At 41.1% G+C, this 25,926-nt stretch carries 19 protein-coding genes and 1 pseudogene; 5 read left to right on the top strand and 15 right to left on the bottom strand.

Features of this window, described 5'->3' with window-relative positions; genetic code table 11:
* Positions 1–651 precede the first annotated feature (651 nt).
* The 4 genes and pseudogenes from NC796_RS03810 to NC796_RS03795 all read left to right on the top strand — a co-directional run bounded on the left by NC796_RS03810 (position 652) and on the right by NC796_RS03795 (position 3,588).
* Positions 652–816: a hypothetical protein gene (locus NC796_RS03810; protein ID WP_310682282.1), complete on the top strand. Its 165-nt coding sequence runs from the start codon at positions 652–654 to the stop codon at positions 814–816.
* Positions 817–1,994: 1,178 nt separating this feature from the next.
* Complete coding sequence (locus NC796_RS03805) at positions 1,995–2,129, top strand: hypothetical protein (protein ID WP_310682281.1); 135 nt, start codon at positions 1,995–1,997, stop codon at positions 2,127–2,129.
* Between the two features lie 19 nt (positions 2,130–2,148).
* Positions 2,149–2,565: pseudogene (locus NC796_RS03800) on the top strand (transposase); the annotation flags it as partial.
* Positions 2,566–3,039: 474 nt separating this feature from the next.
* Positions 3,040–3,588 (top strand): hypothetical protein, encoded by a 549-nt coding sequence (locus NC796_RS03795; RefSeq protein WP_310682280.1) that lies wholly within the window; start codon positions 3,040–3,042, stop codon positions 3,586–3,588.
* A gap of 1,083 nt (positions 3,589–4,671) precedes the next feature.
* Here the strand turns inward: NC796_RS03795 and NC796_RS03790 are convergent.
* From NC796_RS03790 to NC796_RS03750, 9 genes are all read right to left on the bottom strand, one after another.
* Positions 4,672–5,610, bottom strand: a complete 939-nt coding sequence (locus NC796_RS03790) for a hypothetical protein (protein WP_310682279.1) — start codon at positions 5,608–5,610, stop codon at positions 4,672–4,674.
* A 79-nt stretch (positions 5,611–5,689) separates the two neighbouring features.
* Positions 5,690–6,616, bottom strand: a complete 927-nt coding sequence (locus tag NC796_RS03785) for a hypothetical protein (protein ID WP_310682278.1) — start codon at positions 6,614–6,616, stop codon at positions 5,690–5,692.
* Positions 6,617–6,628: 12 nt separating this feature from the next.
* Entirely contained in the window at positions 6,629–7,591 is a 963-nt protein-coding gene (locus NC796_RS03780) for a glycosyltransferase family 2 protein (RefSeq protein ID WP_310682277.1), read from the bottom strand.
* Positions 7,592–7,615: 24 nt separating this feature from the next.
* Positions 7,616–9,415, bottom strand: coding sequence for an ABC transporter ATP-binding protein (locus NC796_RS03775; protein ID WP_310682276.1), 1,800 nt, complete (start codon positions 9,413–9,415; stop codon positions 7,616–7,618).
* Positions 9,416–10,300: 885 nt separating this feature from the next.
* Positions 10,301–11,614, bottom strand: a complete 1,314-nt coding sequence (locus tag NC796_RS03770) for an FAD-dependent oxidoreductase (protein ID WP_310682275.1) — start codon at positions 11,612–11,614, stop codon at positions 10,301–10,303.
* Between the two features lie 13 nt (positions 11,615–11,627).
* Positions 11,628–12,545 (bottom strand): NAD(P)-dependent oxidoreductase, encoded by a 918-nt coding sequence (locus NC796_RS03765; protein WP_310682274.1) that lies wholly within the window; start codon positions 12,543–12,545, stop codon positions 11,628–11,630.
* Between the two features lie 49 nt (positions 12,546–12,594).
* A complete protein-coding gene (locus NC796_RS03760) occupies positions 12,595–13,878 on the bottom strand; it encodes a class I SAM-dependent methyltransferase (RefSeq protein ID WP_310682273.1) in 1,284 nt (427 codons plus the stop codon).
* Between the two features lie 38 nt (positions 13,879–13,916).
* Positions 13,917–14,759 (bottom strand): glucose-1-phosphate cytidylyltransferase, encoded by an 843-nt coding sequence (rfbF, locus tag NC796_RS03755; protein ID WP_310682272.1) that lies wholly within the window; start codon positions 14,757–14,759, stop codon positions 13,917–13,919.
* Positions 14,760–14,800: 41 nt separating this feature from the next.
* On the bottom strand, positions 14,801–15,844 hold the full coding sequence (locus NC796_RS03750; RefSeq protein ID WP_310682271.1) for an SDR family oxidoreductase: 1,044 nt from the start codon (positions 15,842–15,844) through the stop codon (positions 14,801–14,803).
* A gap of 783 nt (positions 15,845–16,627) precedes the next feature.
* Between NC796_RS03750 and NC796_RS03745 the strand changes: the two genes are divergently transcribed.
* Complete coding sequence (locus NC796_RS03745) at positions 16,628–18,202, top strand: PQQ-dependent sugar dehydrogenase (RefSeq protein ID WP_310682269.1); 1,575 nt, start codon at positions 16,628–16,630, stop codon at positions 18,200–18,202.
* A gap of 1,041 nt (positions 18,203–19,243) precedes the next feature.
* Here the strand turns inward: NC796_RS03745 and NC796_RS03740 are convergent.
* From NC796_RS03740 to NC796_RS03715, 6 genes are all read right to left on the bottom strand, one after another.
* Positions 19,244–20,035, bottom strand: coding sequence for a sugar phosphate nucleotidyltransferase (locus tag NC796_RS03740; protein WP_310682267.1), 792 nt, complete (start codon positions 20,033–20,035; stop codon positions 19,244–19,246).
* A gap of 11 nt (positions 20,036–20,046) precedes the next feature.
* Positions 20,047–20,574 (bottom strand): dTDP-4-dehydrorhamnose 3,5-epimerase, encoded by a 528-nt coding sequence (rfbC, locus tag NC796_RS03735; protein ID WP_310682265.1) that lies wholly within the window; start codon positions 20,572–20,574, stop codon positions 20,047–20,049.
* 191 nt (positions 20,575–20,765) lie between these two features.
* Positions 20,766–21,863 (bottom strand): non-hydrolyzing UDP-N-acetylglucosamine 2-epimerase, encoded by a 1,098-nt coding sequence (gene wecB / locus NC796_RS03730; RefSeq protein WP_310682263.1) that lies wholly within the window; start codon positions 21,861–21,863, stop codon positions 20,766–20,768.
* A gap of 114 nt (positions 21,864–21,977) precedes the next feature.
* Positions 21,978–23,378 (bottom strand): nucleotide sugar dehydrogenase, encoded by a 1,401-nt coding sequence (locus tag NC796_RS03725; protein ID WP_310682261.1) that lies wholly within the window; start codon positions 23,376–23,378, stop codon positions 21,978–21,980.
* A complete protein-coding gene (gene gmd / locus NC796_RS03720) occupies positions 23,341–24,447 on the bottom strand; it encodes a GDP-mannose 4,6-dehydratase (RefSeq protein WP_310682259.1) in 1,107 nt (368 codons plus the stop codon). The genes NC796_RS03725 and gmd overlap by 38 nt, the downstream gene beginning before the upstream one ends.
* Positions 24,448–24,493: 46 nt before the next feature.
* Complete coding sequence (locus NC796_RS03715; RefSeq protein ID WP_310682257.1) at positions 24,494–25,441, bottom strand: GDP-L-fucose synthase; 948 nt, start codon at positions 25,439–25,441, stop codon at positions 24,494–24,496.
* Positions 25,442–25,926 lie beyond the last annotated feature (485 nt).

Below are 25,926 nucleotides of genomic sequence, written 5' to 3'. Positions count from 1 at the left end.
CCTTCAACATTTCAACGCTTCAACATTTCAACCCTCCCGGAGACCTCTCAAGGGGAGTAACAGGGCTATTCAGGGGTTGCTGAGGGCTGCTTACTCCCTAAAAGGGGCTCTCAACCAGTCAATAGGATCGCATTTCCGAGCAAATGGATCGCTTTTGTTGATAAGGAGGTCACGGTTTTCGTTTCCGAGGACTCTTGATCGACTTTTTAGCTCTCTTTTGTCGTCCTAGAGAACTAGTTTTCCACAAATTGGAACCGGTTTTCCACAATTGTCTCCTGAATTCCAGGAAAAGAGGCCTCATTTATCGAAAATGTAAGCTTCTTGCTAAGAAAAGTGGGCATGTTATTAACAAAAGTGAGCCTCCTGCAAACTAATGAGAGGTGATTACCCCCTAAACAGGGCTTCTTACAGCCTAAGGAGCCTTGATATCAAATATGATTAATTATATAATAGAATTTATATTTAATGGACCTGTGGATATACAGTACAGTGTCAATTTATATATCATATTGTAGAAACTACTTTATTATCTCGTAAAAAAATATTTAGTTTCTGTTGGCAGAGCGTAAATCATGGAGAACTACTTGAGAGGTATCCTCTCATTATCTGAAAACATTTGTATAAAGAGAATTATGAGAACGTGTATAGCGATTGAAAACCTACCGCAGCGTCGGTGGAACACAGAAAAGCCAGATCGATCCCACGGGTACCCGTCCCATGACCTTTAAACCAGAAATAGAAAATGGGTCAGGGAGTGACGGCGATGGCTCGGATTCGGGTTCTGGATCAACATACAGAAAAGCTCTTGGAAATTAATCTAAGAGTCCGCCTATCAAAAGCGAACCTTGGTTCGAAGGCCGGGATCGCTTTTTTATATCTGTGAATATTCGGATGAGGACGTTTACTTCGCAAGTCTAACAGTAACTTTCGGTATTATTCCTTGGGTCGGATGGCCATAATTCTGGCGTAGTGTAGATGTCCTCTTTTGAGCTTCTTTGGTTGAATGTCCTTCTATATCAATTACTGCAGCTTGTAAATAGTATAAATATGGATAGAATTACAAATGGTTGTTGAATGGGAGGTCTAATTATCATTTTGGGATCTTATTCCCGTTGTGTTGTCCATTTTTAAAACGACAAAAAAATGAACGAAGAAAGTCGCCGGCTCAAGTAAACTTGACCTGAGGGCTCTGCATTCCGCTAAAAAATCACAGATTTTTTCTTCACGCTCCCCTCCGTTTCCTTCCGGGCTGTCAACTTTACCAAGGCCGGAATGGCAAAATTAGGAATTCAGATTTTAGAATTAGGAATTGTTCGCGACAACGTGATCATTCCACGTCCGGAAGTTTTACAGAATTAAATGGAAAGCCGAAGCCTTTCTGTTTGACGAGCTGCTGAAGAAAAACCAACCGAACCTTAGACCTTTGACCTTCTGACTTTCGACTAAACCAAAAACATCTCAACAGTTCAACACTTCAACACCTCAACAATTTCACACTCTGCATTGACTTTACATTTTATAGCAATGGATGAAAATCCGAAGCATTTCACAACTTCTGCCCTTTTCCTGAAAAGGGCTCGGCTTTGAAATGGGCAACAATATGTTTGTACTGGCTGAACACCGTTGCTCGCGGCGGTACCAAGGCGGACGCTCTGCGTCCTGGCTTCCTTTGACTAGCGGAGCTGGTCGGGAGTGCAACTCCCTCTCAGCATTTTACATGGCGTGTCAACCCTAATGAATTTGTTGCCCATCTCCTATCGCCTGGCATTGAAAATACCAAGATAGAAACCCTACGTGTGTTTAAACACACGAAAGAGAATAGCCCCGTATTTCAATGCGGGGCGGTGGCTGAGGGGGGGGCAAAAAAATCATCTCGTGTAGGTCACGGGTGCGGTCCACCTCTGCGGTGAACTGCGCCTTCTATATATCATTTACTCCCCGCAGCAGCGCTACGGGCTACGTGGTTTTCATCTCGCGGGTGACGGGCACGGAGCGTGGTCCTTCTGGTGCACTGGGCTGGGCAGGCGATCGGCCACCAGGCGTGCCTGATGCAGCTTAAAACCCGCTACTTTGTTACAGCCCGGTTTTTTGACGAGGCTAAACTGGCTAAGCTCGAAGGCAACCCGTAAAAAGCAGTTCTGCCCGAACCACAAGGGACGGCTGCCCCTTCCAGAGCACTTGGCGGTCGAGGAGATCGGGATCCATCCCGAAAGGGATTTGTCAGAGATGGTGTGCATCGGCCGGGAGGTAACCGAAGAGCTGGAGCCCGCCCGCTTCTACATCAAACGCTACATCCGGCCATAAGTATACTCCAAAAAATAATGATTCTGGTGGAGTCCTCATCGGCAAACTGCCCGAGCGGGTGATCGACAAAGGGATTCCCGGGCCAGGGCTGTTGGTGACGATCCTGACCGACAAATATGTCGACCACCTGCCCCTGTATCGGCAGCGACAACGCTTCCTTCGCGAGGGTATCCTGATTGCCGCCTCTACGCTCGACGTGTGGGCGGCCCATGTAAGGATCGACTTAACATTCTCTGGGAGCACCTCCTCGAGAACACAAAAGTACAACGACATCCGATCCCTATATCCTCAAAATTTTAAATCCAACACGTAGTTGGTCGGGTGGATACGATTTTTACGTAGGGGGGCCCGATGCCTGATCACCGTAAAGGCTCGGTACAGCAATTTACACACCACGGCATTTTCACGCTCTTGGGATGTTTGCCTTCCCCACATTTACGCTGGTAGGCAGGCCCGCAGCTCCGGATCATACTGGATGGCCGAAATCTTCGCTTCTGAGTAATTTGTTGTTTTTATGGATTAAATTATGTTATGTTATTTATACGATCTTTAAGAAACAAAGAAGGCACCGCTTATCAGCTTCAGTTATACAAAAGTTCCATGATTTCCATTGAGAGAACATGGTAGTGTTTTTCTCATCAGCTACCAAAAGCTCGCTTTGAATAAGGTAAAAAGGGGAGTCAAGTAAACATCTGGAGTGGGTATTCACAAAATCCCAACTAAAACACGAAAAAAATGAGAGTCACTATTTTTAAATATCTTGTAATAATCATATCAAGTATTTCTTTATTTTTTGCAATCGGATGTGAAGGACCCGAAGGTCCAACCGGACCGCGGGGAGAACAGGGTGAACAAGGACCGGAGGGACCTCCTGGAGCGGCAAATGTGATTTACTCGGAGTGGATAACCCTATCTGATCTTGAGGCTCCTTCTGATACAACAGTCTTAGGTAGAACATATTCAAAGTGGGAGATCCCAGCATCTGAACTTACTCAGGAAATTATCGATCAGGGCACAATACTCGTCTATTTTGCATTAGAAGGTGTCGTTCTTCCATTGCCTACAACATTTGGAGGTGAAAATCCAATTTATATAACATTTGCCCCTTTTCAACCAGGAACTCTTTCAATCCTGGCCCAAAACCTTGACAATACCGCCCACAATTTGGAGGCTAACGTTCAATTTCGCTATGTATTAATACCCGCCGAAACAGCTGCAAAACAAAAACAACTGGATTTCTCAAATTATCATGAAACGATGGAGTTTTATGGCATAGAACCATAAATCCCATGAATTTGTCTCCTCTCCTTAAAAGGAGACTTAATTCACGATATAATTGAGGTGATTTTTAAGCATCGTAAAAAAATGCAGATATATGATTAAATGAATCCTGAGTTCAATAGTAAGTGCAACACGTAGGAAGACCTTAGGGGCGCGCCCCTGAGGTCTTTGGCCAAGCGGCTTATATTCGTGTTGTCATAAACAAATACAGCCAACTCAGTGAAAAAAACGTCACCAGATCAAAGCCCTGCTCAATACGGGCCATAATCAAAGCGAAGCCTGGACCACTGGAGTGGAGTAGGGCATCCTCTGTCCCCCTTCTGGGAAAGATGTGAGCCATCCACAAAATATTCCCACATCGAAGGGGGCGAGGGGGATGTAGCCCATATTGAAACAGTTTCAGCATAAATTGATGGGCAGCTTATTGCCCGATAGCTATACAAAAGGCTACTGCCACAGCCAGACGCTTGCAGGCCAGTAGGGACCCCGGCACATCCCCATTTTCTTCGGCTGGGGCCGAATTCATTTCCCCTTCGAAGGGGGAATATCGTGCTCGTACAGTACGAGCAGCCATAGGCGCCTCAAAAAACAGGTGAACTCGCTCGCTATAGATTTTTCGAAACACGAACGTTCTGCACCGAACGTGCAGGGTTTTATACCCCGTTCTGAGACCAATAAAACTCCTGATTAACGTTTAGGAGGTTTATCCTCAATGAGTGTTCATTTTTTCAGAAAATCCGCCGGAGTCGGACTGACGAACTGTCCACGAAAAAGGAGAGACCTAATTAATTATCAGATCTCTGGATCTACACGGCTAGGCAGGCTCTCATCCCTATGCCCATACATTTGCTTCAGCAGCAACAGGCTGACAATAAACCGGATTGGGTAGGCTGGGCGAGGCTACCTTCCGGTTTACTGAGAACTCCGGCCCAAGCGGTCGGTCAGCTGCTCCGATGGGTTTTTTTGGAGGAGTGCACATATCCTATTTGATGAAGTAGTTACCACATGTGGGGCATGATCTTTGGTAAAGACCACAAGTTCTATCATACAGCAAATCAAATGTAAACAATCATATTGGTTGAAAGCTCATCTTAAGCCCAATTTATTTAGCACTTTTTTTGCAGCTTTTTTTAGTAAAGAGTGATTATTGTTGTTTATGAATCTTAATTGTTTACTCACTTGATGGGCAATAAAATCATCTGCTTCTTTATTAGCCATCATATAAGGTGGGTGATTTAATGGAAATTCCATTTTACCAAGAGGGCGATATGCATATGGATTACTTTTGCTTTTTGTATGCGTAGCATTTTCCCCAAAACCTATATTGCTCACTAAAGTTTCATTTGGTGAAATAGAAAGACCGTTTTGGACCCAAAATGAAAACGTCCATTGGTAATCCCAAAAACTAACACTTTCACTTTGAAAGGCTTTATTAAACTGATGACGCCAATACGTAGAAGCTCCTTCGTTTTGAGTAATTCCAAGAGGAAAGTCGGTATCTTGAAATTCTTCCCACAATTTAATCTGATAATCATAATATTCCCAAGCCCTACGCCAGGTAGCCCATCCCCATGTTAGAGTATATTTTGAAAAGTAATAGCTATATTTCGTTCTCTTTTCTCCTAATTGAAAATTATCTCCATTGATCTGCATTACCCGGTTATCATCCTTGTATTTTTCCAGAATTTCATTACAAAACTTAAAGAAACTGAGATCTGGAAGACAATCATCCTCTAATATAATAGCTCTATCAACATGTTGGAAAACCCAGCTAATACCCGTAGCAGGACGAATGCCGCAACCCAGATTTGTATCTGAATAATTCCGATAAACATCACATTCCCAATTGATATTTTCAACAACTTTTCGTGTTTCCTCACATTTTTTAATGTCATCAGAATTGCCTTCTCTTGGCCCATCAGCAATGAGAAATAGTTTTTTAGGTTTGGATTCAGCAATTCTATGGAAAACTTTCCTTGTAAAATCTGGTCTATTGAATAGGATTAAAGCGACGGGTGATTTCATTATTGAACTTTTTAAATTTAAATAAAAGACAACCTATAAATGTATTATACAGATGCAGACAAAAGAATAGTTTCACAGGCTAATTTAAAATAGTCATATTGACGTTATAATAGTCCACCAAATCATGTATAACCCGATTGTTATCTCCCCCGGAAATGTTACTTTCCATTAAGTTATTCTTTTGACTTCCAATGATGGATACAAAATTACGATTATATTTCCCCGAGCAGCAAACAGTCTTTGTATAATTTCTAATTGCCATTATTTTTAGCCACAAATCATCGGTCTTTATAGCCAATTGTTTTAAAACCTGTATATCAAAAACATCTTCGTGAAGTTTTTTGGGAGGATAAAGTACTCCACCAGCCCCTATTGGTATTAAAGAAAATGAGGGAGTGGTATTCTCTTTTACATTTTTCCATTCTTTATAATCAGTTAGATTATCCTTGCCATTTGTAGTAATATTCCTGGCTACAGTACAACACACCGATTCTGGGAATTTTTTTTGATAACTAATTAAATTTTCAAGAAACGTATGTGGATAAATTATATCGTCATCAATAGTTACAATGTTGGCATTGCTATATTCTTTCATGCAATAATAATATTTTTTATGCGGCATAATATTATCATCACAAAAATTTATTATTAAACCTCTCTTTTTAAGCTTCAGCAACTTCTCGGGTAAACTGTTCGGATCGGGAAATTCTACTTTGGATAACCATAGAATAATTGCGTCCGGCTTTCTTGTTTGCCTGAGTATCGATTCGATTGTGATCCAGACTTTATCAATTCTTTTGGGAAATGATGTTAATGAGACTATATACTTATCGTCCTTATTCAATTCATTGTCAGGAATAATTTTAAAGCTTGGTAATTTTTCTGTTAAACTAAATATGAATGGATATAAATGATTTATTATCCTACTTAATATGCGATAATACCAATGATCAATTTTCTTATTGCTGAACTTTAAAAAAAACAATCTGTAGAATAGCTGTCGCATAAGTGGACTAATTCAACTTTCAGAACTAAACAATAACCCTGTTATTTTACGTATACGGATTCTGTTTTGACTAAATCCAACAAAATATCTTAGACAAAAATTATACTGGTAAATCGTTAATCTAATCCAAAGCTTTAACTTTTTAATCAGACTCCCTCTTTGTTTTATGACAAGTCTTTTTGCTGAATTCAATAAACTATTTGTTGTTGCTATCTGATTCGAAATCTTTTGTCCGTCATATTGCCTAAATATCCCGACGGGAAAGTTTAAGTATTCAATCTTATTTCCATTCAATAATAAATTTCCCCACAGCTCATAGTCCATGGCATAATGATTATTTACGTTTAGTCCGCCTACATCCCTAAACGAGTTTAAATCAAAAAAGACATTTTGTTGAGCAATACTGTTTCCATTTCGCCAATAATTTTTAATATCTATCAACTCCTCGAATGATTGTATTGTACAGGAATTAATTCTCTCTTTTTGCCTGGTTTTATCTGTCATAATGCATTGACCAATAAATAATGTTTTATATTTTGCATCAGCCAGAAAATTTGCTGCATTATAGAGGGAGTCTTTCGCAAGCAAATCATCACTGTTTATCCAGTTCCCATACTTACCTGTTGCTTTTTCAAATCCTTTATTAATAGCATCACTCTGTCCTTTATCCGGCTCACTTATCCAATAGGTTATCCACTCTTCATATTTTTTTATGATATTAACGCTCTCATCGGTACTTCCCCCATCAATCACTATATATTCTAAATTCGGATAATTTTGCAACAGCACAGAACGAATAGTTTCCTCCAAAAAAGCCCCTTGATTATAACTTGGGGTAACTATCGAAATCTTAGGCCACTGACTACCATCATTCTGTGTTTTCGGTAAAGATTTACTTTCAACAGTCCATGGCCAACCGGTTTCATTTTTTTGAGGTTTTGGAAATTTATTAATGTTGGTTTGTTTCATTTCCATGGATAATTGTTATGATGAATTAATTCAAGTAGTCTCAAGGGCCATTTCGCGAAACATACTGCTGCTTTTAATCAATTGATCGTAGGTTCCCTGTTGAATAAAGTTTCCATTTTCCATCAAATATAGCTGATCACAATTCTTAACCGTTGTGAGTCGATGTGCAATCATTATGATAGTTCGTTCTCCCATAAGTGCTTCTATAGCCCGTGTCACCTGTTTCTCAGTAATATTATCGAGAGCTGATGTCGCTTCATCCATAACCAAAACCTCCGGATTATTATACAGTGCCCTAGCAATTCCCACTCGTTGGCGCTGCCCACCGGACAGACGTGCACCGTGTTCGCCGATAATTGTATCAAGGCCTTCCGGCAATTTTTTCACAAATTTACCAAGCTGGGCTAATTCCACCGCACGTTGAATCTTGTATTCATCAATCTCTTTTTCGGGCAAGCCGAATGCGATATTATTACGGAGGGTGTCATCAGCCAAAAATATAAATTGAGGAATGTACCCAACATTTTGTTGCCAACCAGATATATTTTCATGAATATCTTTTCCATCCACCGTAATCCGCCCTTTTGTCGGTTTCATTAAACCTAACAACAAATCCACGATTGTGGTTTTTCCCGCACCGGATTCTCCGACAAATGCTATAGCCTTTCCTTTCGGAATAGTAACCGAAATCCCTTTAAGAGCCTGTTCACTACTGTCCGGATAACTGTAATGCAAATCTCTTACTTCAATCTTATCTTTCAGTTTTATTACCTCTACATTTTTCCGGTCAGCAATGAATTGTTTTGTATCTTCTTCCAGGAGTTTCAAGTCATCATAAACCGGGTCCAGGGATGCAATGCTGAAACGGAGCTGAGTATACAACGAGCTGATCATTTGAACTGATGGCATTAAACGGACCGTCGCTATGGCAAATAGTGTAAGTGTTGGAATAATAGCACTCATTGGCCTATCCTGCCATATCATGATAAAAGAGATCAGCATCATGCCCACTACTGCGGTTGTCTCAACAACCGGTTTCGGTATTTGCTTGATAAACATGTTGTAAATACCCAAAATCGTACTTTTATGAGCTTCTAACCTGAATTTATTAACAAACGCAGCTTCCCTGTTTAATATCCTTGCATCTTTCAGGCCACTAATACCCTCATACACTGCTTGCCACATTTTCCCTCGATGGAATAGCTCTTCATTACCATAACGTTTTACTTTTTTTTGTGTAAGCATAATAAACGAGCCTGCACCTATTACTGAAAGCAGAATAACAACAAGTGTTATAAGAGGTTCCCAAAATAAAAGAGTAAGCATTATTGCCAGTGTCATGACGCCTTCTTTACCAATTTTTAAAAATCCCTGAATGACACTGTTAACAATACTACCTGCTTCATTAAGAGTATTTCTTACAAGAACTGACGTATTATTTTTCAGATGAAACGTATATGGTGCTTGCATATATGTATTCATCAACCTATGGCTAATTATAAAACCGCGATTTTTTAAAAATCGTGATTCGAAATAGGCATAAAAAACTAAATAAGCACTTTTAAGAATAAACATCAGGACAAGAGCCACTGAACCCCAAAAAAGAAGATCTTCTGGATTCTGAATATTCAGATATGACAATATCGGTTCTATAGGTTCAAACCCAAGTACATTATCCGGAACTGCAACAATAGCTACAAATGCAGGGATCAAACCTATTCCGGCAATCTCAAGAATGGCAGCTATAATCATCATTATAAAGAGGATGGTTATTTTAATGCCGTCACCTTTTGGCAACAGGTAAAACAATTTTTTTAAAGTATCAGTCATTCAGATAATTATTTAAATTTTAAGAAGTAACCTGTTTATTATCCTATTTTGATGTATCTAACCCTCATTATTCACTGCAATTAATATCTGTTTGATTTGGGAATGATGACCGCCTCAATCCCGGAAATCGGGTTTCGTTCCATGCAGGCAGTTATTTTCCCTATTACCAAATTATATCGTCGTAATTTCATAAAGGCTATTCCTTCTCTATATATACATTTACTTATTTATAATACAAGAGTTGTGCCAAACCTTCACTACTCAAACCAAACTAATAAAACGAGTTAAAAGTCAACTTAAGACCTATAATTTCACGGTTATACACCTAATATTTTTAGGGTAACCTGAATGATTGGATAGAGTAAAATTGAATTTAATGAGTATTATTTACTCAACCCTCTGCGTAAAAATTACCCGATCCTTCTTCCTTCTATACTCGCTTTCATTAATCGATCATTGTATCAAGAGTAATTCTCGCAGAATAAAAAAACCGTTTCAAATTCTCCGGATTAGTAATGATCAACTGATTCCACTGCAGAACTACGCGCCCGGTTCAGAAGAGTACGGTTTGCCCGCCGATGAAACCTGTTGTACATTTGACTAGTACTTAATTCCAAAAGTTAGCGTAATAATCGATTCTAACTTTTTAACTTATTTTGTCAGGTCATCTCCCCACACCCCCTTCGAAGGGGGACTCTAGAGGCTTTTTTCGAGTTACTTAGAGTTAATTTTTAATACGCTTTTTTCTGACCATAAGTATTAGTATTCTTTCATGAATCGACCTACCTCCCAGATGGTCTCCATTATTGGGACTCTTATCCTGTTATTCCGCTCTAAATAAGAACTGATAATATCCAGGTTTGGTCTCTCCTATTGCTCTCTCAGTCAATATTTTGCTAAATCTAGCATTCCCTGCGCCGCTTCCTCCCCACTTTTAAAAGCTTGATCTGTCCATTGGTATCCCCAGTCTCCATATCGTCCACAGTACCGTATTCCAATATCATCCAAGTATCCGTGAACTATTTTTAGTGCCTCTTGTCTATCGAGATCGAAAATCACGTTCGCATATTTAGTAAACAATGTACTTTTATGAAGAATTTTATCCTCTTCCTTGATCAAACCACAACGTTTTAGATCTGCAATTACCGGTTCAACACAATCTTCCAGTTTTCGGTCAACTGGGCGGTACTTATCAGAAAAGTAGATTTCTGCCTGTATACTTCCACATCCGGGAGGAACATTGTTAGGCGACATAAGATGTGGAAAGCTAAGTCTCGTAAATATGATATCAGTGTCATAAAAATAGCTCCACACCGCTTCGGTAAAATCATTATTGTCTATGCCGATGTTAACCATAATACAACTCGTGCAAGCTAATTTTTCACCAGCCTCAAGAACGTCATTTGGCACATCTTCAATTATTTTGGTTATCATCTCAGGTAACGGTATTGAAGAAATAACTTCATCGTATTCAACAGTTTTACCGTTGTCGAAATGGATCAATCGTTTTTGGGCTTCAATGCTGGTGACTTTATGGTCAAGCTTGATATCCGCCAGCTGCTTAAATTTCTCAAGGTAATGTACAAACCCATGATTGGTTGGATACCGGAATTTGTCTACATAATGGACATCAGGCGTTGAAGGCTCAAGAGCCCCTTTTAATACTTCCTCCAATTCAGGTTGGTAAAGCCTGGGGCCCAGCCAGTCGATATCCATATTTTCTGCCTCTACCGTATGATATTTTTTACCATACACCATAGGGAAGGTTTCGGCAAACTTTTTACCAAATTTGGCATATAGCCATTCCTTGTAGTTCTTAATATTGCCATTGGTTTTGTGTTTAGCCTCGATGAAATCCTCAATAACTTTAACAATCAAATCTGAAGGCAAACCATGAAGATTGCATTGCGCTGGATGCTTGATCCAATGCCCACGCCAGTAGTTATTAACCGTGGCCTTTAGAGTTTCATATTCATGGTCAATATTTTCGGCCAGCAGCTTCTGAAGTCTTTCGTCATCGGTAAATGAAATATGAGGGCCATCATCAAAAATAAAACCGTCGTCCGTTTCGAATGAAGCGGTGTGCCCACCGAAATATGAATTTTTATCATACATCGTAATTTCGTCTTCAAACCCCTCTTGACGTAATCTGTATGCAGCTCCAAAACCGGCCATTCCTGTTCCAAGTATACGAATCATCTTATATCCTATTTTATATTATTGTTTTTTCTAAGTTTCTTTTCCACCAATTGATAGTATCTTCTATACCTTCTTCAAGACTATATTTTGGTACCCATCCTAACTCATTTTGCAACCTGCTTGTGTTACCAAATACCACCGGAAAGTCATTTTTACTATCAATAGCTCCATATTCAATGAGTTCCATCTTATTAAGACTTTTACCAATGATATCAACTACCTCATGTAAACTTGTAGGTTGACCGGAGGCAATATTTACTGATCCGGTAACATCATTTAGTAACAGTTCTACTAATGCATTCGCTACATCTGCTACATGAAGATAATCCCTTATTTGAGTACATTCCGAAAGTTTTGCCTTCTCATCCATCAACAATGATTTTATAACGTATGGTATAAGGCGAGTCTTATCTTGATGGGGTCCATATAAAAAGAATATTCTCCCATTAGCATAGTGAATACCATTTTCCTGGGCATATTCATCAATAAGTTCATTAAGTAAGATTTTGCACTTCCCATAGATTAAAAAAGAGTCCGTAGGAGTAAATTGCTCAGTACAGTAACCATAGCGCCAATCATACTCTTGACAGCTGCCCGCTATAACAATCTTTTTACCCTCATTTTGAGTGAATTCTCGAACCAAATGATATGATGCTTCTACCCACCTGATGTTTATCGGTGACGTAAACCTATCTTTAAGGTTATTATGCCACGCAAGATGTAAAAGATGGGTGGGGCGTACTTGCCTACAAAGTTCAGCAATTTTCTCGCTGTCGAAAATATCAACCAAGTGCCAAGAGATGTCATCTCTTAAACCCTCCTTGCTATTTTTTGAGGTTATAGCATGAACATCTAATCCATGACTTTTTAATAGTGGTATAGCTTGTCTACCGATGAACCCTGTTGCGCCTGTGACGAGTACTTTTTCCATAATTGCACTTGTAATATAGGGATCTGGAATCTTTAGTGCCCCTTCAGCCTTAATCGATTATCTGAACTTGCGGAATCGGTATAATAAATTTACCGCCCCATTCACGGATAAAACTATTTTGGGCTATAATCTCTTTTTTTAGATTCCAAGGTAAAATGAACAGATAATCCGGTTTGTCCTCTTTTATGGTACTCACATCTTTTACCGGTATGTGTGTGCCCGGCAAAAATTTACCGGCTTTGTTTGGATTCCGATCTACAACATAATCCACCATATCGGTACGTATACCGCAATAGTTCAGCAGGGTATTTCCCTTGGCAGCTGCACCGTAACCTGCAATTGTTTTGCCCTCATTTTTTATCTCGATAAGCTTCTCGAGCAGGTCTCGCTTTACCTGTTGCACACCTTCGGAGAAGGTATAATAGGTCGACATCTGGTCCAGTCCTGCTGCCAACTCTTTGTCGATAAGTGCAGAGGTTGAATCCTGCTCCTTGTGTGAACTCTTCTTGTGACTCGCATAAATACGCAGTGACCCGCCGTGAGTGGGTATCTCGTCAACATCAAAAATGTTCATGCCATGACTGTCAAATATGGCCGATACCGCTAAAAAAGATATGTAGGAGAAATGTTCGTGGTAGATAGTGTCAAACTGGTTCTCCTCAATTAGATTCAACAGGTGGGGGAACTCCAGAGTAGCAACTCCCTCTGGCTTCAAAAGAGTCTTGATTCCGCCCACAAAGCTATTTATATCGGGGACATGGGCCAGCACATTATTACCGATAATCAGATCAGCTCGTTTGTTCTCAGATGCCAGTTTTTCTGCCAGTTCACGTCCAAAGAATTCTACCAGTGTGGGTATGCCCTTTTCGATTGCAGCCTGCGCTACATTTTCTGCGGGTTCAATACCGAGGATCGGCACCCCATTTGCCAAAAAGTTTTTCAACAGGTACCCGTCGTTGCTGGCCAGTTCCACGACCAGGGAATCCTTCGAGATCTTAAATCGCTCAGTCACCATTTCAACATACTGCCGGGCATGTTCCAGCCAGGAATCAGAGTAGGATGAAAAATAGGCGTAATCAGAAAAAATATCGGATGGCGACTCATATTCCCTTAGTTGTACCAGGAAGCAAGAGGGGCACACCATTGCGGTTAGCGGGTAGAACTGCTCGGCCTGGTCAAGCTCAGAAGCTTTTAGGTAGGAGTTTGACAAAGGAGACATCCCCAGGTCAACAAAAACATCCGATAACTCCTCATTGCAAAACCGACAGTGAGCGGTATTCGACAGATGATGGCCCCGCTCTTTATTTTTTTGTTCAATTGTAGATGGTTGCATAAAACTTGATGTTTAGACTATCGTTTATTTTTACGGACTTACATTTTTACTCTGTTATGATTTGCTGCGTATAGATGGGCATCAGTTATAATTTCCCTTTTACGCTCAGTCCAGATTCTCCACGGAGGATTTTCTGAATTCCAGTAACCCTCAAGCACTTTTAAGTCACGCAGCGTATCCATGGGCTGCCAAAAATCATAGTGCTTGAATGCGACGAGCTCTCCACTTCGCGCCAGGTTCCTCAGCGGTTCATGCTCCCAAACTGTTTTATCTCCCTTGATATAATCGATAACATCAGGCTCAAGCACAAAGAAACCGCCATTGATCCATGCCCCCGCCCCCATCGGTTTTTCCTGGAATGAGGTAATCTGTACATCATCGTCTTCAAGTTTGAAAACACCAAAACGACCTGGTTCCTGTACAGCGGTGAGAGTAGCCAATTTACCCTGGGATTTATGGAATTGAATAAGCTCTCCTATATTCACATCGCTGACACCGTCTCCATAAGTCATACAAAATGTCTCGTCCCCGATGTACTCTTTTACCCGTTTCAGCCGTCCTCCTGTCATGGTACCATCTCCTGTATCGACCAGGGTAACCTTCCATGGCTCAACATCATTTTGATGGATTTTCATCTCATTACTTTTCATGTTAAACGTGACGTCGGACCGGTGCATAAAGTAATTGGCAAAATAGTCTTTTATCATCGTACCTTTATAGCCACAGCAAATGATAAAATCGTTGATCCCGTAATGAGAATAAATCTTCATGATATGCCATAGTATCGGTTGTTCCCCAATTTCCACCATGGGCTTGGGCCTGACGTAGGTCTCTTCACTTAACCTTGTACCGTATCCCCCTGCAAGTATAACTGCTTTCATCTCTTGGTTCCTCTGCTTTGTTTTGTTTAATTAAAATTATTTTATGCCAGCTGTTTGGACGCAACCCAAAACAATTCGTCATCTACTTGTTTCGTATTAAGCAGGAATTTTAACTGTTTTAGTCGTGTATAGGAGCGATGATTAAATATTTCAGGTTCCATCTCAATTCTCGAGAACACCTCGTATAGTTCTTCCGCACCTTTCCTTGCATCGTATTCGCACGAAAAGCCCGGCAGAGTTTCGTTTATCTTATCAAAAGACACCCGGTAACTCCTGTTATCGCCGCCACTGTCTCCAAATGTAACTTCGCATCCGGTAAATACTTGACCGACTATTTCAGCAATCTCCTTAACACGGTAGTTCTCCTTTGTATCACCCACGTTGAATACCTGATTATGCACAATCTCGCGCGGTGCATTCAACGCGCAATTGATCGCTTTACAGATATCCTGTACATGAACCAATGGGCGCCACGGCTGACCATCGCTTATCATTTTTATTACGCCTGTGGTCCAAGCAAGACCGGAAAGGTTATTCAAAACAATATCAAACCGCATCCTGGGCGAAGCACCATATGCGGTGGCATTTCGCAGGTATGTGGGAGAAAAATCATCATCCGCCAATTTAGAAACATCCCGCTCGACCAATGTTTTACATTCAGCATAAGCCGTTTGTGGATTTAGCTCGGACTCTTCTGTTTTAAAATTATCATTCCCAACCCCATAAACACTGCAGGACGAAGTGTAAACAAACCGCTCAATCCCAGCTTGTTTACATAGATTCGCGATTCTCACACTCCCCTTGTGATTGATTTTAAAAGTTATTTCAGGATTCACCTGACCAAGCGGATCATTGGAGAGTTCCGCCATATGAACAACAGCATCAAATCCTTTTAGATCTTCAACCTGAATGTCCCTCAAATCTTTGTTAATGTAGGAAGGATAGATATTACCTCTTTCATTGTAAAGCCATCCCGAGCGATAGAATCCCGTATCCAAGCCAGTGACATTATGACCATTTGAAATCAGATAGGGCCCTAAGATTGATCCAATATAACCGTCTGTTCCAGTAACTAACACTTTCATTTAACTATTCCTTATTTAGTTGAGTTGATGAGATTTTAATTCTATAATTGACGGGAAGTGGAGTAGCGTGATTCAAAAGACACACACGCTACTCCAACCAGCTTGAGGTTTTGCCGACCCGTACTCTCATTGAAGAATATGAATTGAGCAAGCTCTCTTGGATAAATAGGCAATAGCGTACTCAACAATTTCATTAATTTTGAATGTTGCATTTATGAGTATGTTAGGTTTAATCTCTTTTGAACGACTTCACAAATAGTAATTCAATAAGCGTGCCAGTCACAGATATATTTTTTGAATCCACACCCAGCGTATTTAAACCTGAGTTTTTTTGCCCTCAGGCTATCTAATACATTTGTCGCCATAAAAACCAGAAAGGGGGAATCGGGTAATTTTTACGCGGGCGGCTGTGTAAAAATTACGCATTCGTATGGTTGCTACTAGAAGTTTGAAATCGGTTTCATGCTTATTTTTACTATTTGATAGTTCTGCAACCACTTTTTACTCTTTTTAGGGAGTATCACAGACTAGCTGAAATGGATTGGCATAACTATTGTAACTAAATTAAACAGTAGATTTCCTTTGGGGCTTTTTCCCTCGGTTATGGAGACGCTCAAATTAAACTTCAGTAAATACTTTAGGCATAAATAATATAAGACTGTTATGAAAAAATGGTATAAGTACGCTCTTCTACTCTTTTTAGGTGGTTTAATTCTATTTTCTTTATTCAGTGGATATCTGGTAGGTCTCCATAATTTACCATCACATGGGTTCTTCCGTAGAGTGGAATTAAATTTATTCGGGCGATTCTTTGAACAAACAGCTGAACCTGAAGCACCGGAGTATTATGATTCGATTTTTCTTCGGCTTTACAGTAATCAAACTGACCTTGGTGATCGTATAAGGCCAGGAGGAAACGGCGGCGGTTTAACAACATTTGGAGATGCCGTATTACTACTTTCTTGGGATGGACAAGTTTTTTCGGCACGATCTGCTGATGAAGTCAGCGAGACCAACATTATCACCCCAGATAATGGATATTCTGCATACCTACGTGCTGCTGAATCTGAACAATTCAAGGACCTAAATCACGAATTCGGTCTTCACAGATACAACGATATTCTTTTTTACGAGTCGGGCAATAACCGTGGCTTGGCAATATCTTATACCGAATTCGATGGTGTAGAGAATTGCTACCGTAACACAATAGCCATACTACCGTTAGCTTCAGATATTCAGTCTGTCAATCAGCTGTCTGCAGAAGCTGATGACTGGGATATTCTGTACCGAACTAAACCTTGCCTACCTTTCAAAAGTATGATGACCGCACTTAATGGAGGACCAGCGGGGGGCAGAATGGCTTTTCAGCCTCCCTCGACACTCTATCTGGGTAGCGGGGACTACAGTTGGGACGGTGTTTATTCACACAAAGCTATTGCACAGAATCCTGAGATGGAGTACGGGAAAATTATCGGGATCGACCTGGAATCGCGGGAACACCATGTTGTAGCCAGTGGCATCAGAAATCCACAGGGCGTTGTCTTGGACCAGGCGGGATCCCTGTGGATCGTTGAACATGGTTTGCGAGGTGGCGATGAGTTGAACCGCATTGAAGAGGGCAAAAATTATGGCTGGCCCGTAGAAACGCTGGGTACACAGTATTCGAAACTCCCTGTTCCTGAAAGCACCAGTCAATCTTACGGTCGGCATGAGAACTTTACAGAGCCGACGTTTTCCTGGCTGCCCTCTGTGGCGATATCAAATCTTACGCTTATCGATGGCTTCCATGAGAGCTGGGACGGGGATCTGTTGATGGGATCGCTCAAAAGTATGAGCCTTTTTCATATACGGATAAAGGAAAACCGAGTAATGTTTTCTGAACAGATTGAGATAGGTGAGCGCATACGTTATGTCCACCAGCATACCGACGGTCGTCTGATACTCTGGACTGACAGTGAAAAGTTGATTTTCCTCACCGGCAAGCCATTTACAGATAATTTAGTTGATGATTATTTGGTTAAAACGATAGAAGAGGAACAGTTGCGCAGCAGAATCAAAACAACCATTGATGCTTGCAGGCAATGCCACTCAATAGACCCCGGTGATCATGCAAACGCACCAAGCTTAGCATTAATATTCGATTCAGAGATCGGCTCCACCGAATATGAAAACTATTCAACTGGCTTGAAAACAAAACAGGGATATTGGACAAGGCAGAATCTGAAGCAATTCCTCCTTGATCCCGAAAAGTTTGCACCTGGTACCAACATGCCAGATCCCGGTATTAATGATGAAGCTACCCTGGAAGAGCTCATTAATCTTCTGGAAGCTTTCCGGAGTCGGGATATGGATATCTGAGCATATCCTTAAGAGAAAATTATAATTGACTTTCCTGCGAGTTATCAAACCGAATACTCACTGAAAGTGGAAGGGATCGGGTTGGGACCGAGAGTCCTACTCTAACCTGAGTTCTACATAAGAATCGACATAAGAATCACTCAAAATAGTCATTGTCATCGCGAGGAGACATTATACATACTTGTTAGCTTAACGAGGAGGTCGACGTGGCGATCTCCCCGTCCGTTTTCTGTTCACCCGCCGAGAGATTGCCTACCGACAGGTATCGGGATCCCGATGGTCACTGAATCCCTCAATGACAGGTTTTATCTCGAACTGACGTTACTCTAGAAACTACGAATCATTTTTCTTATCCTTGCCTCTCTGATGCTCAGGACCATTATTGTCGGTTATATTGCCTCTACTCCTCACACCAGTCATCCCCCCTAATAGCGTTCGACTAGCCCCGGAAATTCCTGCTACAAAATCTGGGAAGTGCACTTGGTACAAATTTTTGACATAAACAGTACTTGTAATCGGAACTCTATCCTGCCTGGCGTCCTTTGTTTCAACCAGGTCAATTGAAGGGAACTAGAATATTGTTGTTAAGTATTGAGTAGATCGATAGGCCTTTCACTTGCGTGGAAATTAATCCCTGCAATGAATATAAAGGAACAATTCTGTTACCTAATTAACAATGTTAATCAGGAATACCATCGTGATTCAACTGGGTGGGTAAATTATAGCTTCGTTCGCTTCGCCTCCACTTTTCTACCCACCGTTGTTCCCTCCCTACCAGTTGTCCAGAACCGGATGCTGAAGTATGATAAATATTGAAATATGAATTTTGGGAGGACTGTGATCAAAAAAACAAGCCTTTAATTTACTGGGGAGTTTCTAGCAAGAGATTGAAAACCAAAGATTTTGGGCTTGAAACTGGTCCGATCTTTCTTCTTGGGTTGGTTCCGTTTGGGGCATCTCCTACTACTGCGTGACCAGCCAAAATGAACACCCATGAAAAGGAATCAGCTCGGAAATGGTTAAGACCAATGTTCGGCACAGTTAAAGCTCCCGGCTTAACGCTTTTTTCAAGTCTGGCAGTGTGCCAATATCGATATATTCCCCATCAGGAAATAAAACAGTTTCTACGTCCAACCCATGCTCCAGGGCATGCAGAATAACATCACCAATAAATATTTCCCTTTGGGGAATGGATTTTGATCCTTTATCAATGCCTCTTTCTGTAACAAAATTGTGGAGGTAATTGGAAAAATCGGGAGTCCATACAGCGATAGTCCAGGTAAATTCCAATTTTGTTCTACGAGGTTTGATTACAATTTTTCTTACCCTGCCCTGTTCATCGATATCAACCATATCAGCCTTGTGCGGGTTTTCCGTTTTAAACAAACCCAATACTACATCCGCACCAGTCTGTTCCTGCTTTTCAAGGAGTGACACAAATGCATTGTTTGGTTTAAACAAGATATCGGGGAAGCCTAAAAGAATCATTTTGTCTTTAACGAACCGATGCGCCAAATCAATGGTATAATGAGTCCCCTTAGTAGATTCCGTAACGAGGTATGCCAGTGAATATTCCGGATCAGTACCCATACCAAAGTACTGGGGGATATCCCATTTCCCTTTTTGGATAATCATGTAGATTTGATCGGCCCCGGCCTCGCAAAAACTTTCAAGAAGATAAGAAGCAGCTACTTTGATTCTAGGTGTTTCTTGTGAAACGTTCGTCCGGAAACCAACTGGAAATATTTCCTTGCTGCATGGGAGTGGTGAAATCCTGGATGCATTCCCGGCCGCTGGAATGATTCCTACAATTTTAGAACTTTTATTATTCAAACCTTAACTCTCTAACTTTTATATGGCCAGTTTTTGTCATTATCTGAAATAATTTTTGCTTTAACTGGCCATTTTATATTGTAGTAAGGGTCATCCCATCGTATTCCACGACCGGATCCGGGGACGTAAAAGTCCGACATCAGGTAGCTAACTTCCGTTTCATCCTTAAGAGTCAAAAACCCATGGGCAAATCCTTTCGGTACGTAGAGCATTTTCCTGTTTTTAGAATCAAGTTCAATACCAATCCATTCATTAAATGTGGGAGAACTAGGCCTGAGATCAATAATTACATCATAAATCGCCCCTTTCAAGCAATTTACCAGTTTGGCCTCCTCATAAGGAGATTTTTGGAAATGGATACCCCGGAGTGTGTGTTTATGTCGATTATACGAAACGTTGGCTTGAACCGGGGTAAATGAAATACCGACATTTTCAAATTCATTCTCGCAATATGTTCTTGCAAAGAACCCCCGTTCATCCACCATTTTTTCCAGATTGATTATATAAGCATCTTTAAGTTTTGTTTCTGTAAATATCATCCAATAACCAATAAAATAGTGTTCGTCTTCTAGTTTGTGGGTTTCCAGAACTCATTCGTTCGTGTGTAGGTCTGGTCATTAAACGTGTTGGCGTGAACTGATCCTTGTTACCTTCTAATCTGTTACCTACCGCATAATCTTTACTTGGATAGATTTAAATTCCAGGTGATGATTAGAGTAACCTGAAAGAATTAAAGCATTTGGCTTAAACTATCAAGAATCCGATTTGTCGCCTTACCATCCCATTTGGGAGGCACAGCACCTTTTTTATACCGTCCGTCTTTAATAGAACAGATCAGTTTTTTTATCTCATCAAGATCAAATGGGACGAGGGTATTGGATCCGATCTGTATAGTTGAGGGGCGTTCAGTATTCGGTCTTAGCGTCAGGCACGGCACCTTCCTAAAAGTCGATTCTTCCTGTATTCCCCCGCTGTCAGTTAAAATAAATTCACATTCAGCGATTAACTTTTGGAACGAAAAATACCCCATCGGCTCAGTGAGCAATACTTTTTTATTACTTTCGATCCGTTCGTAAAGTTCGAACTGTTTTAACTTCTTTACCGTACGTGGATGGATGGGAAATACCAGCGTTTCCATCTCAGTAATATCTTCGATTAACTGAATTAATTTTAACAACTCATCTTTATGATCAACCGTAGCCGGCCTGTGCATGGTCATTAAAGCAAAAGCACCTGTTTCCAATCCTAACTCATCCAGGATCGGTGAGGCATTTATTTTATCCTCAAAAGCCACCATGGTGTCGATCATGGTATTTCCCACAAAGAAAAGCTGATCCTCGTTTTTCCCTTCATTTTTCAGATTGTCGATACCGCTCCGCTCGGTTATAAACAGGTAATCGGAAATCTCATCCGTAAGTATCCGATTGATTTCTTCCGGCATCGACCGGTCACAACTTCTCAATCCGCTTTCCACATGGGCCAGGGGAATATTCATTTTATTAGCTGTTAATGACGCGGCAAATGTAGAATTCACATCACCAGTCACCACCAGCAAATCTGCCTTAAACTCATTAAGTACCCGCTCCAACCGTAACATGACTTCTGCCATCTGGCTATTGGGAGAGGAAGGTGGAATCTCCAGGAAGTAATCGGGTACCAAGTCAAATTGACTGAAGAATACGTCCGCCATTTTATCGTCATAATGCTGGCCGGTGTGGACTATTTTGATATTAAAAGCCCCGGGAAAATCTCTCGCAGCTATTTTTTTGAACTGGGTTACCTTGATAAAATTCGGGCGCGTACCCACTACAATAAGTATGTTCTTCATCTTGGAATAAGTGATCTGTGACGATTGTTTTTGACCGTTCTGCCTATCATGTTAGTCAGCGGGAATAGATTACCCGCTAGCTAACTTCTGGTTTATTTCAAATATTGTACTTGTTTAAGCCTTCCATATTTGATTTTCAGCCTTCGCTTCAATGTTCTTCAAAGCGTTCCTGGTATCAACAATAACATTATTCCACTCCACCAACTCTTTATAATTTATATCGGAGTGATTGGTGGAGATAATGACAGCATCAAATTTTGAAATCGTTTCCTCATTCCAGGCCACCGTTTTTAGGCCTGTCCACTCATCATGCTCTCTGGTAGACCAAATTTCTGGTATATAATGATCATAGTATGATACATTAGCACCGTACTCTTTGAGAAGATCCATCAGCTTGAAGGTGGGGGACTCTCGCAGGTCATCCACATCTGGTTTGTAAGCCAACCCGATGACTAAAATATTACTGCCATTCATCGCTTTTCTATGTGCATTGAGGGCTTTAACAGTCCGCTCAATCACATATCGGGGCATGCTTGTATTAATTTCACCTGCCAGTTCAATAAACCTGGTGTGTTGTTCATACTCCCGGGCTTTCCAGGTCAGATAAAAGGGATCAATCGGAATACAATGTCCTCCCAAACCTGGACCAGGGGTAAACTTCATAAATCCGAAGGGCTTTGTCGCGGCAGCATCAAGCACTTCATGAACATCAATCCCCATCTCTTGAAATACCACCTTCAACTCATTTACAAGTGCTATATTCACCGATCGAAAAATATTTTCGGTAAGCTTGACAGCCTCAGCAGTTTTGTTGTTGGATACCGGCACCGTTTCTACCACAACCGTGTCATAAAGCGATGTTGCAATTTCCAACGCTTCTGATCCCAGTGCGCCCACTACTTTGGGAATTTTTGAGGTATTAAAGTTCGGGTTGCCGGGATCTTCGCGCTCGGGGCTATAGGCCACAAAAAAATCATCAGTAGCTCTAAGGCCTGAGCCCTCTTCGAGAATCGGAACGATCAGATCCTCCGTCGTTCCGGGATATGTGGTGGATTCCAAAATGACGAGCTGTCCCTTTCGAAGATGTTTTGCTATGGTCCTGGTGGTGTCTTCCACATATTGCATATCCGGTTCCCGGTGGTCGTTCAAGGGAGTGGGCACGCACATCAGGATGGCATCCATCTCAGAAAGACCAGAAAAGTCAACAGTGGCCGAGCATTTTTCAGAACCGGCCAACTTTCCCATCATTTCGTAACCAAGGTGTTTTATATAGGGCTTGCCGCTATTAATAGCCTCAATTTTAGCAGGATCAATATCAAAACCTATCACAGGGAAACCCTCTTCATGGAACGTCCACAAAAGGGGAAGTCCAACGTATCCCAATCCAATAATGCCTACTTTAGCTTTTCTGGATTGAATACGTTCAATGAAATCATCCTTGAGGCCAGTCCGGCCATCCAGCTCTTTGACGTCAATATTATTTGATGAATTTTGCAATCTTTGCATATTCTTCATTGTTATCACTATTTACTATTAAGTTAATTTTTTCTCGATCTTCTTGAATCATCTCTTCGATAAGTCCATCAAATGAATACTTAGGCTTCCAACCCAGTTTTTCACGCGCCTTAGTAGCGTCCCCGATTAATAAATCTACTTCTGTGGGACGGAAATAGCGGGGATCGATTTCGATTACCGTATCTCCCGTTTCAGCATTTATCCCCTTTTCATCAATTCCTTCACCAATCCATTGGAGCTCAATTCCGGCATGGTTAAAAGCACGGATACAGAACTCCCTAACACTATGCGTTTCTCCCGTGGCCAGGACATAATCATCCGGCTCATCTTGTTGCAGCATCAGGTACATGCCTTCGACGTAATCTTTGGCGTGGCCCCAGTCTCTCTTGGCTTCCAGGTTCCCCAAAAATATTTTTTCCTGAAGACCTTCCGCTATACGAACTGCTGCCCTTGTAATTTTCCGGGTTACAAATGTTTCGCCTCTAACGGGCGATTCATGGTTAAACAAAATTCCATTTACCGCAAACATGTTGTAAGCCTCACGGTAGTTCACAAGAATCCAATAGGCATATAGTTTGGCGGCCGCATAAGGTGAGCGTGGATAAAAGGGAGTTTTTTCAGTTTGTGGCACTTCCTGAACCTTTCCATACAACTCGCTCGTTGAGGCCTGGTAAAATTTTGTTTTCTCGGTAAGACCTAAAATTCGGATGGCTTCCAGCAGCCGCAAAACGCCCAGCGCATCGGTGTTGGCAGTGTATTCGGGAGCCTCAAATGAGACCTGAACATGACTTTGTGCACCGAGATTATATACCTCCTCAGGTTGGATATCCTGGATTATGCGTATCAGATTGGTTGAGTCGGTTAAATCCCCGTAATGAAGATGAAATGGTAGCCCCTTCGTATGGGGATCATGGTAGATATGATCGATTCGACCGGTATTGAATGAACTGGAACGCCGTTTAATACCGTGAACTTCGTACCCTTTACGGAGCAGAAATTCTGCCAAATACGAACCATCTTGTCCGGTAACCCCGGTAATTAATGCAACTTTATTTTTTTTCTCTCCCAAAACTAACCTCTCTAACTTTTGAAATTAATAACCTACTAGTTACGACTTATATCTTTACTTCTTTCAATTCATTAAGATGTTCAAGATACCAGCTGTAGGTATCTTCCAACCCTTTCTCCAACTCAATCGAGTGGTGCCATCCCGCGTCATGTATTTTTGAAACATCCAACAGCTTTCGCGGCGTACCGTCGGGTTTGCTGGTATCCCAAATGATCTCTCCCCGATGACCAACTATGCTCTGGATCAATTGTGCAAGCTCTCTTATCGACAGATCCATACCCGTTCCTATATTATACATGCTCTCTTCCAGATCGTTTTCAACTGCGAAAAGGACCGCCTCCGCCAAGTCTTGAACATGCAAAAATTCTCTCATGGGACTGCCCGTACCCCAAAGGGTTACCGGTTGATCTCCACTTTCCTTGGCTTCATGAAATTTTCTAATCAACGCGGGCACTACATGCGAAGTCTCGAGGTCAAAATTGTCGCGGGGCCCATACAAATTTGTAGGCATCAGGGCCATAAATCTTTTGTTGTACTGCTTTCGAAGTGCCTCGCATAATTTAATACCGGCAATTTTAGCTATGGCATACCACTGGTTGGTCGGTTCAAGGCTGCCTGTCAAAAGATACTCTTCCCTTAGTGGTTGCGATGCGTGTTTGGGATAAATACAGGAACTACCCAGGAAAATGAGCTTTTCTACATCGTTCCTGCTTGCAGCCTCTATTACATTATTTTGAATTGCCAGGTTATCATATATAAACTGGTAGGGATAGCTATCGTTGGCAAGTATGCCGCCCACCCTGGCTGCAGCAAGTATTACGACCTCAGGTTGTTCCCTCGTCATAAAATCAAATACATCGGCTTGCTTCCTAAGATCCAGTTCAGAGCTGGATCTGGTAACAAGATTCAGATATCCACTTTGGCGGAAGGTCTCCATCACAGTGGAGCCGACCATCCCGTTATGACCAGCAATATAAATCGTCCTGTCTCTCATTTTATAAATAATTTTACCTGGTTGCCCAATAACAATAGACTTGTCTTATTATTCATACTATCTACTGCTCAATACTATACTTTTTTTTATTTGTTTCTTCCTTCAATAACAGCGTCTAGATGATATTACAAATCAATCCCAAACGTTTATAAAGAATACAATAGTTATGCCAATTCGATAAATCATTTTCATTTAGTGGGATTCTACATCAAAACCGTTTAATAAATTTTATGAAAATTAAAGCCTCCTGTCGTCAAAGCCCCTTATACTTGTGTCAGGCAATAAGTTTCCCCTCCATAAGTAAGTATGAGCGCATATCTGTTTATGAGGATCCCACTTGTTGCGATCGAGTAATTTTTACTCAGTCTGTTGCGTAAAATTTACTCACTCTATCTTTTCACCCAACCAGTAGTTTAATAAGCCTATTTATAAATTATCGGCTTCTCACGTCCACAGAAGTATATTTTCAATATTGCATTCTCAAC

The organism is Aliifodinibius sp. S!AR15-10 (assembly GCF_031569985.1).
Taxonomy (GTDB): Bacteria; Bacteroidota; Rhodothermia; order Balneolales; family Balneolaceae; genus JAMQKA01.
The sequence above is the reverse complement of the archived record's forward strand: the minus strand, read 5'-3'. Positions and strand labels throughout refer to the sequence as shown.

Coding starts and splice junctions, on each gene's coding strand:
- NC796_RS03795 (WP_310682280.1), top strand. CDS start 3,040: ATGAGAGTCACTATTTTTAAATATCTTGTAATAATCATATCAAGTATT.
- NC796_RS03790 (WP_310682279.1), bottom strand. CDS start 5,610: ATGAAATCACCCGTCGCTTTAATCCTATTCAATAGACCAGATTTTACA.
- NC796_RS03785 (WP_310682278.1), bottom strand. CDS start 6,616: ATGCGACAGCTATTCTACAGATTGTTTTTTTTAAAGTTCAGCAATAAG.
- NC796_RS03780 (WP_310682277.1), bottom strand. CDS start 7,591: ATGGAAATGAAACAAACCAACATTAATAAATTTCCAAAACCTCAAAAA.
- NC796_RS03775 (WP_310682276.1), bottom strand. CDS start 9,415: ATGACTGATACTTTAAAAAAATTGTTTTACCTGTTGCCAAAAGGTGAC.
- NC796_RS03770 (WP_310682275.1), bottom strand. CDS start 11,614: ATGATTCGTATACTTGGAACAGGAATGGCCGGTTTTGGAGCTGCATAC.
- NC796_RS03765 (WP_310682274.1), bottom strand. CDS start 12,545: ATGGAAAAAGTACTCGTCACAGGCGCAACAGGGTTCATCGGTAGACAA.
- NC796_RS03760 (WP_310682273.1), bottom strand. CDS start 13,878: ATGCAACCATCTACAATTGAACAAAAAAATAAAGAGCGGGGCCATCAT.
- rfbF (WP_310682272.1), bottom strand. CDS start 14,759: ATGAAAGCAGTTATACTTGCAGGGGGATACGGTACAAGGTTAAGTGAA.
- NC796_RS03750 (WP_310682271.1), bottom strand. CDS start 15,844: ATGAAAGTGTTAGTTACTGGAACAGACGGTTATATTGGATCAATCTTA.
- rfbC (WP_310682265.1), bottom strand. CDS start 20,574: ATGATATTTACAGAAACAAAACTTAAAGATGCTTATATAATCAATCTG.
- wecB (WP_310682263.1), bottom strand. CDS start 21,863: ATGAAGAACATACTTATTGTAGTGGGTACGCGCCCGAATTTTATCAAG.
- NC796_RS03725 (WP_310682261.1), bottom strand. CDS start 23,378: ATGAAGAATATGCAAAGATTGCAAAATTCATCAAATAATATTGACGTC.
- NC796_RS03715 (WP_310682257.1), bottom strand. CDS start 25,441: ATGAGAGACAGGACGATTTATATTGCTGGTCATAACGGGATGGTCGGC.